General features: G+C 59.6%; 16 protein-coding genes. 2 read left to right on the top strand and 14 right to left on the bottom strand.

Annotated features, from left to right (window positions below; translation table 11 throughout):
* Nucleotides 1-17: 17 nt before the first annotated feature.
* Together NE547_RS07870 and NE547_RS07865 are read right to left on the bottom strand one after the other, a co-directional pair.
* Nucleotides 18-446 (bottom strand): transposase, encoded by a 429-nt coding sequence (locus NE547_RS07870; protein ID WP_370866831.1) that lies wholly within the window; start codon nucleotides 444-446, stop codon nucleotides 18-20.
* 212 nt (nucleotides 447-658) lie between these two features.
* Nucleotides 659-1,309 carry a GntR family transcriptional regulator gene (locus NE547_RS07865; protein ID WP_186906401.1) on the bottom strand — a complete coding sequence of 217 codons (651 nt, stop codon included), beginning with the start codon at nucleotides 1,307-1,309 and terminating at the stop codon, nucleotides 659-661.
* A gap of 381 nt (nucleotides 1,310-1,690) precedes the next feature.
* On the opposite strand from NE547_RS07865, the gene NE547_RS07860 reads away from it, so the two are divergent.
* Entirely contained in the window at nucleotides 1,691-2,596 is a 906-nt protein-coding gene (locus NE547_RS07860; protein WP_256175244.1) for a phosphate acyltransferase, read from the top strand.
* Nucleotides 2,597-2,609: 13 nt separating this feature from the next.
* Complete coding sequence (buk, locus tag NE547_RS07855; RefSeq protein ID WP_186906400.1) at nucleotides 2,610-3,683, top strand: butyrate kinase; 1,074 nt, start codon at nucleotides 2,610-2,612, stop codon at nucleotides 3,681-3,683.
* 73 nt (nucleotides 3,684-3,756) lie between these two features.
* Here buk and NE547_RS07850 read toward each other — a convergent pair whose 3' ends face one another.
* The 12 genes from NE547_RS07850 to NE547_RS07795 all read right to left on the bottom strand — a co-directional run bounded on the left by NE547_RS07850 (nucleotide 3,757) and on the right by NE547_RS07795 (nucleotide 16,824).
* Entirely contained in the window at nucleotides 3,757-4,482 is a 726-nt protein-coding gene (locus NE547_RS07850) for a GntR family transcriptional regulator (RefSeq protein WP_186906399.1), read from the bottom strand.
* Nucleotides 4,483-4,621: 139 nt separating this feature from the next.
* Nucleotides 4,622-5,353 carry an SDR family NAD(P)-dependent oxidoreductase gene (locus NE547_RS07845; RefSeq protein WP_186906398.1) on the bottom strand — a complete coding sequence of 244 codons (732 nt, stop codon included), beginning with the start codon at nucleotides 5,351-5,353 and terminating at the stop codon, nucleotides 4,622-4,624.
* Nucleotides 5,353-6,324 carry an SIS domain-containing protein gene (locus NE547_RS07840; protein ID WP_186906397.1) on the bottom strand — a complete coding sequence of 324 codons (972 nt, stop codon included), beginning with the start codon at nucleotides 6,322-6,324 and terminating at the stop codon, nucleotides 5,353-5,355. The genes NE547_RS07845 and NE547_RS07840 overlap by 1 nt, the downstream gene beginning before the upstream one ends.
* Before the next feature lie 65 nt (nucleotides 6,325-6,389).
* Nucleotides 6,390-7,463 carry a sugar ABC transporter substrate-binding protein gene (locus tag NE547_RS07835; protein WP_186906396.1) on the bottom strand — a complete coding sequence of 358 codons (1,074 nt, stop codon included), beginning with the start codon at nucleotides 7,461-7,463 and terminating at the stop codon, nucleotides 6,390-6,392.
* Nucleotides 7,464-7,515: 52 nt separating this feature from the next.
* Nucleotides 7,516-7,926, bottom strand: a complete 411-nt coding sequence (locus NE547_RS07830) for a cupin domain-containing protein (RefSeq protein WP_186906395.1) — start codon at nucleotides 7,924-7,926, stop codon at nucleotides 7,516-7,518.
* A 70-nt stretch (nucleotides 7,927-7,996) separates the two neighbouring features.
* A complete protein-coding gene (deoC, locus tag NE547_RS07825) occupies nucleotides 7,997-8,647 on the bottom strand; it encodes a deoxyribose-phosphate aldolase (RefSeq protein ID WP_186906394.1) in 651 nt (216 codons plus the stop codon).
* Between the two features lie 292 nt (nucleotides 8,648-8,939).
* Nucleotides 8,940-10,541 carry an FGGY family carbohydrate kinase gene (locus NE547_RS07820; RefSeq protein WP_186906393.1) on the bottom strand — a complete coding sequence of 534 codons (1,602 nt, stop codon included), beginning with the start codon at nucleotides 10,539-10,541 and terminating at the stop codon, nucleotides 8,940-8,942.
* A 1-nt stretch (nucleotide 10,542) separates the two neighbouring features.
* Nucleotides 10,543-11,508: an ABC transporter permease gene (locus tag NE547_RS07815; RefSeq protein ID WP_186906392.1), complete on the bottom strand. Its 966-nt coding sequence runs from the start codon at nucleotides 11,506-11,508 to the stop codon at nucleotides 10,543-10,545.
* Between the two features lie 11 nt (nucleotides 11,509-11,519).
* Nucleotides 11,520-12,500, bottom strand: a complete 981-nt coding sequence (locus NE547_RS07810; protein WP_186906391.1) for an ABC transporter permease — start codon at nucleotides 12,498-12,500, stop codon at nucleotides 11,520-11,522.
* Nucleotides 12,493-14,016, bottom strand: coding sequence for a sugar ABC transporter ATP-binding protein (locus NE547_RS07805; protein WP_186906390.1), 1,524 nt, complete (start codon nucleotides 14,014-14,016; stop codon nucleotides 12,493-12,495). The genes NE547_RS07810 and NE547_RS07805 overlap by 8 nt, the downstream gene beginning before the upstream one ends.
* 18 nt (nucleotides 14,017-14,034) lie before the next feature.
* Nucleotides 14,035-15,519 (bottom strand): glycerol kinase GlpK, encoded by a 1,485-nt coding sequence (locus NE547_RS07800; protein WP_256175241.1) that lies wholly within the window; start codon nucleotides 15,517-15,519, stop codon nucleotides 14,035-14,037.
* A 405-nt stretch (nucleotides 15,520-15,924) separates the two neighbouring features.
* A complete protein-coding gene (locus tag NE547_RS07795) occupies nucleotides 15,925-16,824 on the bottom strand; it encodes a LysR family transcriptional regulator (protein ID WP_256175239.1) in 900 nt (299 codons plus the stop codon).
* Between the last annotated feature and the right edge of the window lie 65 nt (nucleotides 16,825-16,889).

The following is a 16,889-nucleotide window of genomic DNA, read 5'->3' as shown; positions in this document are numbered from 1 at the left end:
GCAGGAACTATTGAGTTTTATGTGGAGAGGCGACGCGCAAGCGGCGCCTCTCCAGTCTTTAGCTGAATGCGCTCATGGTTGTAAAAGTGGATATAGCGGTCAATCCTCTCGTTGGCTTCAGAGAAAGCCGCCGGTTTTCGGCGGTAAATGCACTCTGTTTTAAGAATGGAGAAGAGATTTTCCGCCATGGCATTATCATATGGCTTGCCTTTCCTTGACATGGAAAGCGTAATGCCGTATGCTTGAGTCAGATTGAAGTATGCTTGTGGGGCGTACTGAAATCCCTGGCCGCTGTGGAGGCCGAGTCCCGCAGCGACCCTCTTTTTCTCTTTCTTCATCGCCGGACGAATGGTGTCCAGGACCAGATTTACAGTCTGCCGCCTCCCGGTCTTGCAGGCTGCAATGCCGTTATCGCAGAGGTCCCGAATCATGGAACGATACAGCACCCCCTGTTTGGTGTGGATATAAGAGATGTCCGTTACCCTGCAACTTCCCGCTGCGTTTTTCCCTCTGCCGGCATAGCCTTGATTTCAGGCAGCAACGCTTGAACGTGTGTGTAATTCCGTTTCCCCATAACAAGACCCCCTGATGTAGTTTATTTCCCTACATCAGGGGGCCTTCTGTCACTGTCCGTTTTTACTGGTCCTGTTCACGTATCTCAGCTGGTCTTTTCTTTCAAACAGCGCAGGATACCGGGCAAGGCGCGCTCTGCGTTTTCCCGCAGGGCGGCGATGATGGCATCCGGATCATTCTTGAGTACACCCTGATAGATCCGTTCAAAGTCGGCCTGGTTCTTCCCGTGTCCCGCACAGGAGCAGTAAAGGTAACGCAGCAGCAGCTGCTGGCCCTGAATGGCGATCATGCTGTTGTCCAGACGCTTGTTGCCGCAGTTGTGGTAGAACACGCCCACCAGCTCGTGGACCGCTCCTACTTCTTCCTGCGGCGTTAACGCCTGCTCATAGCGCCGGATCTGCTCCCGGATCTCCAGCGCCATCCGCTGCCGGTCCCCCTGCCGGAGCGCCAAACGGACCGCCGTGACCTGAAGGGTGGCGGCCAACTCTTGGATCTCCCGTACATCGTGCTCGTCTAACATAAGGACCCGGGCGCCCACATTGTTTTCATATACCACCAGTCCCTCCTGCTGCAGGCGGTTGATGGCCTCCCGGATGGGGGTGCAGCTCACGCCCATTTGGCTTTGCAGCTCGTTGACATTGAGGTGGCTGCCCAAGGGGAGCTGCATCGTGATGATATTCTCTCTCAACCGCTGATAGATCTGATCCACCAGGGATTGCTTCTTGATCGCTGCCATGGATTCGACTCCTTTTCCGGACGGTCTGCCCTCGATGGATAAAAGACGGCACGGTCTGGCGGCGGGTTTCCCATCGGGCCGCGTTGCCCCGGTGGACAAAGGCCGAGCCTTTCTCACATCCGCCCTGCCGGGCGCTGTTCTCCCCAAATTTTCTCGGAGCTGCCGTGCCTGATCCGTTGAGGGTAATATCTTGCAATATATAAATTTATCATAACAGAACCCTCCGGAAAATGCAAGCTTTCCCCCTTCCCCGCTCCGTGATTTCCTCGGTAATTTCCCGAAAAAGAACTTGCAATTTTGCTGAAATGTGATATGCTTAATGCAGAATAAATCTTGCAAGATACAAGATGCCGGATGCATCATCTGAAAGGACTGATCAATATGGTTTTTAAGACGTTCGACGAGTTGATTGCAAAACAGAAGGGACACCCCACCATGGCCCGGATGGCGGTGGCCGCCGCCGGGGACGAACATACCGTCGAAGCCGCCCTTATGGCCCGCAGGGAGGGTATTGCCCACCCCATTCTGGTGGGTAGCAAGGCGGCCATCGACCGTGCGCTCGCCCACCTGGGCGAGCATGTGGCCGACGAGGATATCTTTGACGTGCCCGATCCGGCGGAATCCGCCCGCTATGCCGTAGGTCTGGTCCGCCAGGGCAAGGCCGACTTTCTAATGAAGGGCAAGCTGGACACCTCGGTGCTGCTCAAAGCCGTGGTCAACAAGGATGAGGGGCTGGGCAAGGGCGGCGTTATGAGCCATTTTACCGCCTTTGAGTGCAGCGGCTATCACAAGCTGATCGTTCCGGTAGACGGCGGTATGGTCACCTATCCCTCGCTGGAGCAGAAAAAATGCATCATTGAGAACACCGTAGGCGCTCTGCGGACCATGGGCTACGACATGCCCAAGGTGGGCGTGCTGGCCTGTGTGGAAAAGCTCAACCCCAAGATGCCGGAGACGGTGGACGGCGATGCGCTCAAGCAGATGAATCAGCGCGGTGAGATCAGCGGCTGCATCGTGGAGGGCCCCATCTCCTATGACTGCGCCATGTCGAAGGAGATCGCCGACTTCAAGGGCTATCAGAGTCCCTGTGCCGGCGACTGCGACGTGCTGCTGGCCCCCAACATCCACGCAGGCAATATCATGGGCAAGATGCTCACCGTCACCTGCGGCGCCAAGATGGCCGGATTCATCGTGGGCGCCAAATGCCCCATCGTCATGACCAGCCGCGGCTCCTCCGCTCAGGAGAAATACCTGTCCATCGTCATCTCTGCCGCCGCGGCCCGCTGAGGAGGAAGCAACTATGGAAAAACTGCTGATCCTGAATCCCGGCTCCACCTCCACCAAGATCGCGGTGTTCGAGGACGAAACGCCCCTCTTTACCGAATCCATCACTCATACGCCCGAGGAGCTCGCTGCCTTCGACTGTGTGGCCGACCAGTATGAGTTCCGCCGGGACCTGGTCATCGCGACGCTGAAAAAGCACGGCGTGGCCCTGGAGTCCCTCACCGGCATCGTCTCCCGGGGCGGCCTGCTCCCCCCCATCGAGGCGGGCGCCTACGAGGTCAACGACGACATGGTATGGCAGCTCAAAAACAAGCCCCAAAACGAGCATGCCTCCAACGTAGGCGCCATGATCGCCCGCGCCCTGAGCAAGCAGTACGGCATACCCGCCTTCATCTATGACGGGATCACTGTGGATGAACTGCTGCCCATCAACAAGATCACCGGCCTGCCCGGCATGCGCCGAAAGGGCATGGGCCACAACCTGAACACCCGCGCCGCGGCCCTGCGCTACGCCCGGGAGAACGGAAAGGCCTATGCGGACGTCACCGTCATCGTGGCCCATTTGGGCGGCGGCATCTCCGTCAATCTCCATCACAACGGCAGGATCGAGGATTTTATCAACGACGAAGAGGGGCCCTTCTCCCCGGAGCGTGCCGGGGGGCTGCCCATGTTCGACGTGATCAAGCTGTGTTTCACCGGCGCGTATGACTATAAGAGCATGATGAAGCAGGTCAAGAGCCGCGGCGGCCTGATGGCCCACCTGGGCACGACCGACAGCCGCAAGGCGGAGGAGATGATCGCCGGCGGCGACGAGCATGCCAGGCTGGTCTACGACGCCATGGCGCTGAACGTCTGCAAAAACATCGGCAAGATCGCCCCCGGCGTGTGCGGCAAGGTGGACGCCATCCTGCTCACCGGCGGCATCGCCTACTCCAAGTATGTGACTGATTACATCACTGAGCACGTTTCCTTCCTCGCGCCCGTGGTCGTCTACCCCGGCGAGGACGAGATGCAGTCCCTGGCCCTGGGCGGCCTGCGGGTCCTCCGCGGCGAAGAAACCGCCAAGCGCTTCCATAAGTGCGAGAATTGAATCTCCCTTCCGCCAGAAAGAGGCTTTATCCCACAAAGGGATAAAGCCTCTTTCTGCATCGACCGGGGGGACGCTATTCCTGTACTGTGTATTTTCCGTTGATCAGGGCGACATAATACTCGATCGGGGCGTCGCTGGCATCATAAACTTTGCTTTCACAGCGCAGCAGAGCGGTATGCTTTCGAATCTCCAGCTCCCGGATCTGCTCTTCCGTGTCCGCACAGCTGCATTCAAACGTCCGCACGGCATGATGCGGTATGATGCCGTACCTTTCCTCCAGTATCTGATACATGGAGGCATTGGTAAAGTGCTCCTGTTCGATCCCCTCGCAAATTTTGTAGGGCAGCCAGTCCTCCACAAACGTGTTGGCTTCGTCCCGGATATAGCGGATACGCCGCAGATAAAAGGCCCGCTCCCCCTCCTTCAGCTGAAGTGCTTCCCGCACCGGCTTTGGAGGGATCACCACAGCTTTTTCCAGAACCTTGGATGTCAGCGGGATCGTTCCGCCTTGGCTGGAGATCGCCGTAAACCCTTTTACACGGTCCTTGTAGCCCACCGTGTTGCTGAAATCCTTGACAAAGGTCCCCTTGGATTTTTCACGCACCACATAGCCGTTCCGGGCAAGATCCAAAATCGCCTGGCGCACAGTGGCCCGGCTCACATTATACTCCTCTACCAGCGACACCTCGGTCGGCAGCATATCGCCCGGCTGCAATTCTCCCATCTTGATCCGGTTGAGGAGGATGGTATAGAGCTGATAATACAGCGGGATCGGAGAGTTTTTTTCTAATGTCGCCATCAGGCACCGCCTTCCCAAAAGAGCAATGGCACTGCCCATCTACAGACGAACCACGATGGGTACAGTAACAGTCTATTGTTATTTTATAATATTTGGAGAAAAATATCAACCTAAAATTATCCCTTACATATGTTCGTACTTATGGCGTCAGGATGCCTCCGTTGATCTCAAACGCCTGGCCTGTGATCCATCCGGACGCCCGGTCGGCCAGAAAGCTTACCGCACGCGCAATGTCGGCCGGCGTGCCCAGACGCTTGACGTGCATTTCCTTGAGCCAGATCTCCCGCTTTTCCTGCAGCGTCTCCCGGATCATATCGCTTTCCACGATCCCAGGACAGACCGCATTCACCGTCACGCCGTTTTCTGCGATCTCCTGCGACAGCGCCCGGGTAAATCCAAGCAGCCCCGCCTTGGAAGCACAGTAGTGTACATGCCTGCGTGAGCCGCGCCGGGCGCTCATACTGGCGATATTGACGATCCTGCCGTATCCCTGTGCCACCATGCCGGGCACCAGACATTTGCAGGTACAAAACGCGCTCTTCAAATTAATCGCCAGCGTCTCGTCCCAGAGTTCCTCCGTCAGTGCGTCAAAGCGGCAGTGGGTCTGAATGCCCGCGTTATTGACCAGAACCGTCACCGTCCCGAACTGTTCCCGCACCGCGCGGCAATGTTCCTCCACCGCGGTAAAGCTGGATACGTCGCAGTGGCGGTAGTACAGCCGCCCTCCCGCAAACACCCGAAGAAACTCCGCCGCGCTGACGTCGTCCACATCGAAGAAAACCACGCGATAGCCATCCTTCAGCAGCGCTTCACAGCAGGCCCGGCCAATACTGCGGGCGCCGCCCGTTACCAAAGCCAGCATCTGTTCCATCATAATTCCCCCACACTATCGACCACATGGCGCAAATGGTCGGCATCCACGCCGCAGGCCCGCCCGATCTCCGCCGCCAGGCCGGTCTGGAAGGTCAAGAGCGCCAAACATTCCTCCACACTGCGAACCGCCGCTTCCAGCTTTACCGCCAGCGTCCCGGCGGGCGGCTCCGGCCCGCACCAGAGCACCCGGCAGCCATAAGACACCAGTTCTTCCGCGACGCGGCGGTCATAGGCCAGGGTCCGTACTCCCGGCACCGCTGTGACCAGACAGTCCCGGTCCGCCCAGGAGCGGGGTCCGTGACGGAATTCCAGCAGCCCCCAAACCTCGCTGAATTTCTGAGTGATCTCCCCGTTTTTCAGCATCAATTCCTTTAAAAGCGGCAGGTAAAAGGGCGCGCCCAGACAGATCATGCGGCGGATCTCCATCCCCGTCAGCGCGCTGCGGTAGATCGCTTCCGCCTGTTCGAGCGCGGCCCGCGCCAGGTCGGGCGTGCGGGGGGATACCTTCAGGCCGCAGCAGAGCGCCAGGCATAAAAGCTGCGCCGTGGAGGAATAGCTCTCCAGCACCAGCGCTTCCCGCGCAAACGGGATCACTCTGGAGCTGCCGCAAGCCAGATCCAGCGGCGAACCCGCCGTACACCCCAGGTAAAAGGTCGAAAAGCCCGCTTCCTGCGCCGCACGCTGAGCCAGCACGGTCTCCCTGGAAGCCCCGCTGCGGGAGAGAAATAAAAAAAACGCCCCCTGCTCCCTGATCCGGATTCCATCCTCCAACAGCTCTGCAGCCTCTACCGCCAACGCCCGTCTTCCCTGAACGCCGCAAAGGCCTGCCATTTGACTGCAGAGATAAAAGGAGGTCCCGCAGCCGCAGAAGACCAGAAGCGGGGCGCGGGTCAGCGCGGCTTCCTGCTTTTCCTCCATGACCCGCTCCAGGATCTGAGGGGTACGCAGCAATTCTTCCCGATAGTCCATAGTGCTCCTTTCAAAAATACCCGCTCCCGTCCGGCGGGACAGGAGCGGGTATGGGTCCGTTTGCCTCAGGCCTCAGGGTACAGCGTGGTCCAGGCGTCCTCAACCGTCATAATGGCGGGCGCGGAGAACCATGCGTTGGGATCGGTCTTCTCGATCAGAATGATGGGGGCATATGCCTCGCCGGGCACCTGGTTCCCGTTCGCAGCACTGACGGCCATCTCCACCGCCCCGGAACCAAGCCGGTCGGGGTACTGGCCCACTACCGCGGTCAGCGGAGAGTCCTCCTGCCGCATTTCCTCCAGCACGACCTGGTCGGCATCGGTGCACACAACGAATATCTGGTCCTGGAGCCCCAGTTCCCGCACAGCCTGGGAGGCGCCGACGGCCGCCAGGCCCCAGGAGCAGTAGATGGCGTCGATATCACTGTTGCCCTGCAGGTAGGATTTGACTTCTTTGTAGTAGTTGTTTACCGCATCCTGTGTACCGATGGAGATGGTCTGCACCACATTCAGATCCGGGTAGTCCATGATGACCGCATCCAGCATGCGCAGGCGGATCTCCAGCGAGTGCCAACCCGGCGTATCCAGCGCCAGAATATTGCCCTTTCCGCCCAGTTTGTTGGTCACATACAGCGCCAGCTGCTCGCCTCCGTTGAAGTTGTCGCTGGTCAGGTTGCAGGTGGAGTATTCAGAGGTGATATCCACCGTAATACAGGGAATGCCAAGTTCGGCCATCTTCTGCATGACAGGCGCAAACGCGGGGCCCTCTCCGCCGCCGATGATCACGGCGTCCACATCCATGGTGAGGAAGTTTTCGATATCGGATACCTGCTTGTTGGAGTCGCCCTGGGCATTTGCAGTGATCAGCTCAGCGCCCAGCTCGGCGGCCTTGGCCTCTACGCCGGCCAGGATGCCGCGGTTAAAATCGTTGGTCAGATGCTGGGAGGACAGGGCGATCTTCAGCCCCGCTCCGCTGGTGGAGGCGCTGCTATCCGGCGCGGCGGAGGGCGTCTCGTCCGAGGCTGGCGCGGAAGGTGCGGCGGATGGGGCGGAATTGGCCGTGTCTCCTCCGCAGCCTGCGAACAGGCCGAGCATCAGGATAAGCGCGATTGCCAGTGCAAAATGCCGTTTCAGTTTCATTTCTGTTCTCCTTTCAATCCGTATGTATTTTCTTCCAACGATGGTTGCTGGCTTACCCGACCAGATCGTCCAGCGTGAGGCTGAGTCCCTCGACGGTCTCCCATTTGCGGATGTTCTTTTCCGGCCCCATGGGGGAATAGATAAACAGGAAAACGAATTCCCCTTCCCCCGTGTTGAGGAGCTTATGCGCTTCTCCGGCCGGGACATAGGTGATGTCGCCCCGCTGAAGCTCCACCTCGCTGCCGTCTTCCATGCGCATGATTCCCTGTCCCTTGAGGTAGATCATTACCTCTTCCTCCCCCGCATGGGTATGGAACTCGGATGCCTGTTCTTTGTTGTACACGCCGATCCCCACAGAGAGATTCTGCGCCCCTTCCTGGGCGTCCACCAGGATCAGGTTGTCCCGCACGTTGGGCGCCGCGGCCCGGTAGACGGGCAGCGCGCCGATGGACAGTTTCTTCACATTTTTACCTCCGTTCATAATTATGTTTATTCGTTTGAATGTATGTACATTTCAACGCAACAAAAATTGTTTACACCATCAGCAAATGCGGATTGCTCGCGCCCAAACGCGTGGCCCCGATATCCAGAAGCTGCTCGGCAAACTCCCGGGTACGGATACCGCCGGATGCTTTGACCTGCAGGGAATCCCCCGCCTCCTGCACCATGAGCCTGACATCGTCCAGCGTCGCGCCGGCGGCGGCAAAGCCGGTAGAGGTCTTTACGAAGTCCGCGCCCGCCCGCTTGACGATGCGCACTCCTTCCCGCTTCTGCTCGTCCGTAAGGTAATAGTTCTCCAGAATTACTTTCGTCACCTTTCCGCCGGCGGCGGCCACGAAGCGCTTGAGCTCATCTTCCAGCTCGGCATACCGTCCGCTGCGCAGCCAGCCGATGTTGATCAGGATATCCGCCTCCGTGGCGCCCTTTGCAAAGGCGTCGATGGTCTCAAAGACCTTGGACTCCGTTGTAGAATAGCCGTTTGGAAAGCCGATCGGCGCGTCGATCCCCACGTCGCTTTCCGCCAGCAGCTCCTTGGCATAGGGGATCCAGGCACAGCCGATGGCCACCGTTTTGAAGTGGAACCGCCGTGCCGCTTCCAGGTGCTGGCGCATATCCTCCTGCGTCACGTTTGGCTTCAGCAGGGTCGCGTCAATGTAGCGGGCAAATTCCTCATTCGATCTCATAAGTCTGATCTCCTTATTTTAAAATTAGAGCTTGTTTCAATCCTGGGACCGGACTGCGTCTTTTAACAGGTCCGCGGCGATGGAAGGCGCTTTTTGCCGCTGGACCGCACAGCCTCACATCTTGCTTCCCCCGCCCGGCACCGCCGGGCGGGGATGATCCGAAACGAGTGCGCCGGCCTGGCTCCTCCCCTGCCGTGAAAACGCTCTTTTTCAGAAGCGCGCTCATTTCACGCAACTGCTGCCGGGCTTGCGTCGGAAAGTCTCCCCCTCCTTCAACCAGGGCCCAGGGCGCTCAGCGCAGCTTCCATGGGTTGGCCTTCTGCGTTTCGCTCCGTGTAAGGGGCGGCTGCCACATACTTTTGACCAGCCCGCGCTCCAGCAGGTCCAGTCCGTTCTCATACAGCGCCCGCCACCGGGCGTATTCCTCCAGATAGACGGCGTGGTTTCCAAGATCCGGTTCGTAGACGCGCTCCTGCCGTACCAGCGCCTTCACCGCTTCGTCCGTGCTGTGGTAGAGCCCCGCCCCCACGGCGGCGTAAATCGCCGCGCCGATCGCCGTTCCCTCCTTTTCCACTGGCGTGATCACGGGCTTTCCCAGCACGTCGCTGAGAATTTGACACCATACCGGGCTGTGGGCCGCTCCGCCCGAGAGTACGAGCTGCCGCGGCAGGTCCGTCCGTCCGGTGATCCGCCCCACGTTTGCATACTCTCCAAAGGCCTGATAGCAGGCGTTTTCCAGGATGGCCTTGAAAAATACGCCCCGATGGCTCTTTGCGGGATCCAGGATGTCCCACCCCAGGAAGGTGGGGGCGCACATCCGCCAGTTTTGTTGGTTGGCCACATCGGAAAACAAGACCTGCAGGCCATAGCTTCCGGCCGGTACATCCAGGGTGAGCCGGTCCAGCAGATAGTAGGGATCCAGTCCGCAGGCCCGTGCGGTCTCCTTCTCGTAGGCGCCGAACACGTCGCGGAACCAGCGAACGGTGAGTCCCACATAAAAGCCAACGCCCTCATAGATCCACTCGCCCCGTTCCGAGTGGCAGCTCAGGCGGGTCCGGTACTCCGGGTCGGTATGCGCCTCATCCGCGATGTGGCAGTCCAGCCAGTAGGTCCCCCCTACGATCGCCGAGGTCCCCACCCCCATCGCGCCAACGCCCACCAGGCCGGCCTGGGTATCGGCCACGCCCGCCGTTACCAGCGTACCAGGCGCAAACCCGGTCTGCTCGGCCACCGCCGCCCCTACCCGTCCAAGCACCGTTCCAGCATCCACCACTGGCGGGAAGATCTCCTTCGGAAGGCCGCAGCGCTGCATCAGCTCCTCCGACCACTGGCGGGTATGCAGATCCAACAGGAGCGTGGAGGAGGCGTTTCCCGGCTCCACAGCGATCTCGCCGCACAGCCGATAAACCACCCAATCCGAGACCAGCATAAATTTTCCCATCCGGTCAAACGCCTTGGGATCGTGACGCTTGATCCACATCAGCCGGGGCAGGCCGTGCAGGGTGGGCCAATCCCCTGCCCGGTCGAACACCTCCCGTTCCAGACCGGCTTCCCGCAGTTCCTCGCCGTCCATGCGGCTATCCATATTGAAGCAGCCGTAAAGCACTTCCTGGCCGCTCTGGTCCATACAGAATATCCCATGGCGAAACCCGGAGGCGGTCACTGCCACCACATCGGCAGGGTCTACCGACGCCAGCGCTTTCCGGGTGCATTCGCACACCAGGGGCCAATTAAGTCTGGAATCAAAGTCATAGGCCCCGGGGATCGTACTGTTCTGAGGCACGTACCAGTCGCGGGACGCCACGCCGATCTGCCGGCCGGTCTGCATATCAAACAGGATGCAGCGCACATTGGACGAGCCGCAGTCGATGGTGGCGATATACCGCCCGGCCATCTCAACTGCCTCCTCTGCGCTTTTGCCGGACCAGCGCCAACAGGAGGATGATGACCAGCAGCGTCCCCTTGCACACATTGAGGGCTGTAACCGGGATGCCGATCATGGACAGGCCGGTCTCAAAAGAGCGCAGAAAGAGGGCGCCGAATGCGGTCGCGTAAATAGATATTCTTCCCCCTACCAGCGTTTTGCCCAGCAAAACGACCAGCAGGGAATCCATCAGGAACGAGGAGCCGTGATCCGGGGACACATATGCCTGGGAGGCGCCCAATACCAGCCCCAGCACCGCGGCCAGCAAGCTGCACAGCACATAGGACAGCAGCGTAAAGGAACGGATCTTTACGCCGGAGAGCTCACTGGCAAATTGGTTGAGTCCGGTACCCCTCAGATAGCGGCCCGCCGGGGCATATTCGGTCGCCAGAACCAGTGCCGCCAGGAGCACCAGGAAGAGGACCAGCGGCATGGGGAACGGTCCCAGACTGCCGGAACCCAGGAACTTATAGGTCGCGGGAAACCCATAGGAGATGGACATGCCCCCCTCACTAAATAAATACTGGAGCCCCTGGGCCAGGAACATTGTGCCCAGCGTGGCCACGAAGGGCGCGATGCCCAGGCGGGAGATGCAGATGCCGTTGATCAGCCCGAAGGCCAGAGCGATTCCAAGAGCGATCAGAATCCCTACCGCCAGAGGCAGCTCATCGAACACTACAGGCCACATGCCCGCCAGTGTCGATACGCCGGCCACCGCACCCACCGACATATCCACGCCGCCCGTCATCATCACTAGCGTCATTCCGCTGGAGATAATCCCCAGCATGGCGGCCTGGATCAGGATGGAGCGAAAGTTGGTCAGAGTCAGGTAATTGGGCTTGAGCAGCGTGAAGATCAGTACCATGGCCAGGTAGATCAGCAGGGTGCCAAGCTGCTTCAACCGGCCCAGCCGTCCTTTTATCAGGTCTGTTTTCATCCCGCTCCCCCCTATCTCAAGTCTTCCTGAAGCATCACGCTGCGGTTGCTGACCGAGAGGATGGCGGCAAACAGCAGTACGATGCCCTGCGCGATGAGCGTATAGTAAAACTCCATGCTGAGCAGCGTGAACGCCGTGGAAATGGAGGTGAGCATCAAAGCCCCCACCAGAATACCGGGGATATTGGCCCGCTTCGTCCCCAAGATCGTTTTGGCGATGTACGTCACGGCCAGTACCGGCAGCAGCAGCCGTTGCCCGGAATAGATGATCGAACCGCTGGAGCGCAGCGCGTTGAGCATCCCGCCCAGTGCGTAGAACACCCCCGCCAGCACAAACATGACCAGTTTGATCCGCTTGACCGAGATCCCCGCAAACTTTGCCGCGTCCTGGGACAGCCCGACCGCCTGGATGTGCAGCCCCAGCTTGGTTTGATGCATCACCAGGTAGACCGCCGCGAAGAGCACCAGGGTCAGAATCACCATCACCGGCACCGGCCCCACCGAGGCGGTGACCACCTTGACCACCGGGTGATCCCGTACCCACAGGCTGCTGCCGCCGCAGTACGCATACTCCAGACCCTGGGTCAGGAACATAATCGAGATGGTCGTAATAAAGGAGCTCAGTCCCGCGCAGGCCACCAAAATCCCGTTGAGCAGTCCGAACAGCGCCCCCGCGCCGATGCTGACCGCCGCCGCCAGCAGCGGACTGCTGCCGTTTGCAATAAAGCCGCAGAACAGGGAGGCGGAAAGCCCCACGATACCGCCCAGCGAGAGATCGCTCTCACCGCTCATGTTGACGAAGGTCACGCCCAGGGCGATAATCAGCGTCGGCGCACTCTGTGTAAGAATATTGATCAGATTGGTCCCCGTCCGGAAGCTGCCCGACAGCAGGCAAAACACGGCGATCAGGACCGCAAAGGTAAGCAGCGAGCCCCACACATCAAAGAACTTTGCCAGCGTCATGCCGGTCCTGTCCGCTCTCTTTTTATCCATGCTCCCGTCCCCCCATCGTCAGGTATACGATCTCCTCCCGGTTGGCCTGACAGGACACCTGCCGCGATACGACCCGTCCATTGAAAAGGATCACCATACGGTCGCTGATGGAAATCGCCTCGTCGATTTCGGATGACGCCACCACGACGGCCTTTCCCTGACCCGCGAGTTCATGGATCAGGGCGTAGATCTCACTTTTGCCCCGTACGTCGATCCCAACCGTGGGTTCATCGAAGAAATAGATGCCGGAGTCCCCTACCAGCCATTTGGCCACGACTACCTTTTGGATGTTTCCGCCGGAGAGCGTTTTGACGGGGACCTCGGTCCCGGGCGTTTTTACCTGAAGCTTGGCGCAGAACTCCTCTACGGACGCCCGCTCCCGCTTCTGCCGGATCAGGCCCAGCCTTCCGGTGAATCTGCGCAGAAAGGCGATCGTCGTGTTCTCCCGCACGGTAAAATCCGGGACGATCCCGTTTCTCCGCCGGTCTTCCGGGATCAGGCAGATCCCATGCCTTTTGGCCGACCGGGGGCCGGTAAGCCGGATCTCCTTTCCATCGAGGGTGACGGTCCCCGCATCCGTCCCCCGTATGCCCATGATGGCCTCGATGATCTCCGTCTTGCGGGAACCGACCGCTCCGGTAAGCGCCAGGATCTCTCCCGGCCTTACCGCAAAGGACACGTCTTCGATCAGTCCGCGCACGCTGAGATGCTCTACCTTCAGCACAGGCTCCTTGCCTTCCAGCGCGGGGTCCATCGGCCGATGCTCCCCGCTTCCCTGTACCACGCCCACCATTTTATAGACGAGTTCTTCCTGTGTGATTTCTCCCAGCGGCCAGGTGCCGGTGTAGACGCCGTCCCGCAGTATCGTGACATGGTCACAAATTTTGAACAGCTCCTCCAGCCGATGGGATATGTAGATGATCGTGATCTCCCGCTCCGCCTTGCACCGCCGGATGGCGTCGAAAAGCGCATCGGTCTCGGAGGCGCTCAGGCGGCTGGTCGGCTCATCCAGAACCAGTATCTTGGGGTTGCGGTACAGGGCACGGACGATACAGACGATCTGCTGTTTGGCCACGGACAGCTCGGAAATCTGGGCTGAGGCGTCCACAACGCCGGGCATGAACCCATCCAGCGCCTTCTGCGCCTCGCTGGTCATCCTTGTCCAGTCGATCAGGCCGGCTTTGCTGCGGGGCTCGATCCCGATCATGATATTCTGCGCCACAGTAAAACCGGGTACCAGCTCCAGCTCCTGGAAAATAAAGTCGATCCCATAATCACGGATATTGCCTGCCGTAGACTTGGACAGGCTCTGTCCATGGAGCAGGATATCGCCGGAGGTCTGTTGGTAGACCCGAGCCAGAATCTTGATCAGTGTGGACTTTCCGGCGCCGTTGGCTCCCATCAGTGCATGGATCTCTCCCTGGCCGATCGAAAAGGATACGTCGCTCAGGGCTTTTACGCCCGGAAACTCCATACCGATATTTTGAAACTCCAGGCACGCTTTTTCCGAACTCACGATGAACCTCCTCTTCTATTATCTGACCCAGTCGAGCGACCGCTTGACCGCTTCCCTCCAGCCTGCAAGCAATTTCTCCCGCGCCGCCGGGTCAATATCCGGCTCGAAGGCTCGATCCAATACCCACAAGCTCCGAATCTGTTCCTTATCCTGCCACAGCCCGGACGCCAACCCCGCCAGATATACCGCCCCCATGGGCGTTCGATCGGTGTTGGCGGGCCGCTCGATCCGGCAGCCCAGGATATCCGCGAAGCTCTGCAGGACAAAATCACTTTTGGCCACACCGCCATCCACGCGCAGCGTGTGGATTTTCAGTCCGAAACGCTGTTTCAGCGTATCCATCACATCGTTGGTCTGCAGAGCAATGGACTCGATTGCCGCCCGGCAGATATGGCGCTTATCATGGAACCTGGACAGGCCGATGATCAAAGCCCTGGCTCCCGAATTCCAATGGGGAGCGCCCAGTCCCTGAAACGCGGGCACAAAATAGACCCCGCCCGAATCCTCCACCTGCATGGCCAGCGCATCGATTTCTTTGGGACTGTCCGCGATCCCCAACTGATCGGTGAGCCATTCATTGATGGAGCCTGCTACATAAACGCCGCCCTCCAGCTCATACGTCAGCTCTCCGGACCGGTTTGCCGCGATAGCGGGAAGAATGCCGTTGGCCGGCGGTTCGTAGCGGCCCGTATAGGTCACCAGATTGAGACAGGTGCCGATGGTGCACTTGGCCTCCCCCCGCCGGAAACACGTCTGTCCAAACAGGGCGCTCATCTGGTCCCCGATTGAGGCCATGACCGGCAGCGGTTTTTGGAACGCTTCCCGCGGCTCTACCGCAAGGCCGAAGCGGGCGTCACAGGGCCGCACTTCGGGCAGCATCTGTGGCGGGATCCCCATTTTTTCCATGAGAGCGTCGTCCCACTGGTTTTTGCGTACGTCAAACAGGAGGGTCCGTCCCGCGTTGGCCGAATCCGTCAGATGCTCCCGTCCTCCGGTCAGCTTCCACAAAATCCAGGTGTTGATATTGCCGAAACAGATCTCTCCCCGTTCCGCCCGCGCACGCAGGCCGGGGTCCTGTTCCAGCGCCCAGGCGATTTTGCTGGCGGAATAGTAGGCGTTGTTCATCAGGCCGCTTTTTTCCGAGATCTCGTCGGCAAACGGCTCCCACCGCTTTACGATCTCCCCGCTGCGCACACATTGCCAGCTGATGGCGGGCGTCAGCGCCCTTCCGGTCGCCCGCTCCCAGAGGATGGTGGTTTCACGCTGATTGGTGATGCCGATCGCACGGATCTGTGCAAAATCAAATGCTGCCGCCGCCTCCAACAGCCCATCCCGGACCGAAGCCCAAATCTCTTCCGGATCGTGCTCCAGCCAGCCCTCGTGGGGATAGTAGCTGTTGATCTTTCGATAGGCGCTGCACACCACCGCTCCGTTCCGGTCCACCACGATGACCTTCGAACCGGTCGAGCCCTGGTCAATCCCCAGGATATAGTCCCCATCCATAGTCGTGCCCCCTTCGTCCAAGCGCTTTAATGTACGTACATTCTATCTTTTGGACATATAATATCACAGTCGCCCTTTGTTTGCAAGTATCTTTTTTATATATTTTAACCAAAGCTGGCATATTTCTTGCTTACTTGTCCACTGCGGTTAGTCCTGTGCCAGGACGCAGCGCTGCAGCGGGCCTGCAGGTCCGTCCGCTGGCCCCCGCAGGCCCAACTGCAGGTACAGTCCCGGCTCGCATCACAAAAGGCAGCCCCGGCGGTATCGAACCGCCGGGGCTGCCTCAGTGTGCCGAAAATAACGCCTTCTTCGATGGCATGTGCGCCTGCGAAAGCTCAAAACGGACCGCCGTTGGCGGCTTGTCGCCTTACGCGGTCTGCAGGGGCCGCCGTTTTTAAGGCCGCCTCAGGATGCGCCGGACACCCGGAATTGGGCCAGACGGGTCAGTTCGTTGACCAGCAGGGGGACCGCCGGGTTCTGGGTCGCCTTACGCCAGACCAGGATCACCTCATGGCTGGAGTCCAGCGTGATATACCGGAACGCGTCATTGGTCACCTCGCGCGCCCAGCCGTCCATGACGGCCACCCCCATGCCGTTTTGCACCCACAGGACCATGGACTCGATGGTCGGAACGATCTGGAGCTTTGGGATGAAGCCGTATTGCGCGCAATACTCCCGCACCAGCGCGCAGGTTCGGTTGGCGTCGTCGTCCACTACCACCACAAAGGTCTCGTCCCGAAAATCCGCCGGTTTGGGGCTGGCCAGCGCCGCCTGGGGGCTGCGTGCGGAGTAGAGGATGATGCGCGGGATTTCCGTCAGCCGCTGCACCGCCAGGGCCGGGTTCTTCTCCGCGGCATGGTCGATGGTCATGACCACATCCAACCGTTCTGCCTTGAGGGCCTCGATCAGCGCCAGGAAATCCCGGCTCTCCATAGTCAGGCCCACATTGGGGTAGGAGGATCGAAAGCGCTGAATGAGTTCCGGAAAAAAGCCGGATACGTCCCAGCCGGAGGGACACCCCACCGCCACCACTCCAGCCTGGGCATTGTTGGCCTGGCGCGCCTGCTCCACCGTAGCGGAGAACGCCTCCCGGCAGCGGGTGAAATAATTATAAAACAAGATCCCCGCCGCCGTCAGGCTGGTCTTTTTGCTGGTACGGTCAAACAGGGTAAAGCCGAGTTCGGCCTCCAGGGAGGAAATCTGCCGGCTGATGGCAGGCTGCGTCACATAGAGCTCCTGGGCCGTACGCGTAAAGCTCCGGTTGCGGGCCACCGCCAGAAAATATTCGATTTGCAGCTGATTCAAGACGCTTCCTCCCCTCCTGTACCTGTCAGGCCGGATGCCGCATGTATCCTCCAAACCGCAAGGCA

It is taken from the genome of Flavonifractor sp. DFI.6.63 (assembly GCF_024462255.1).
Taxonomy (GTDB): Bacteria; Bacillota; Clostridia; order Oscillospirales; family Oscillospiraceae; genus Lawsonibacter_A; species Lawsonibacter_A hominis.
This window is presented reverse-complemented; position numbering and strand designations above follow the sequence as displayed.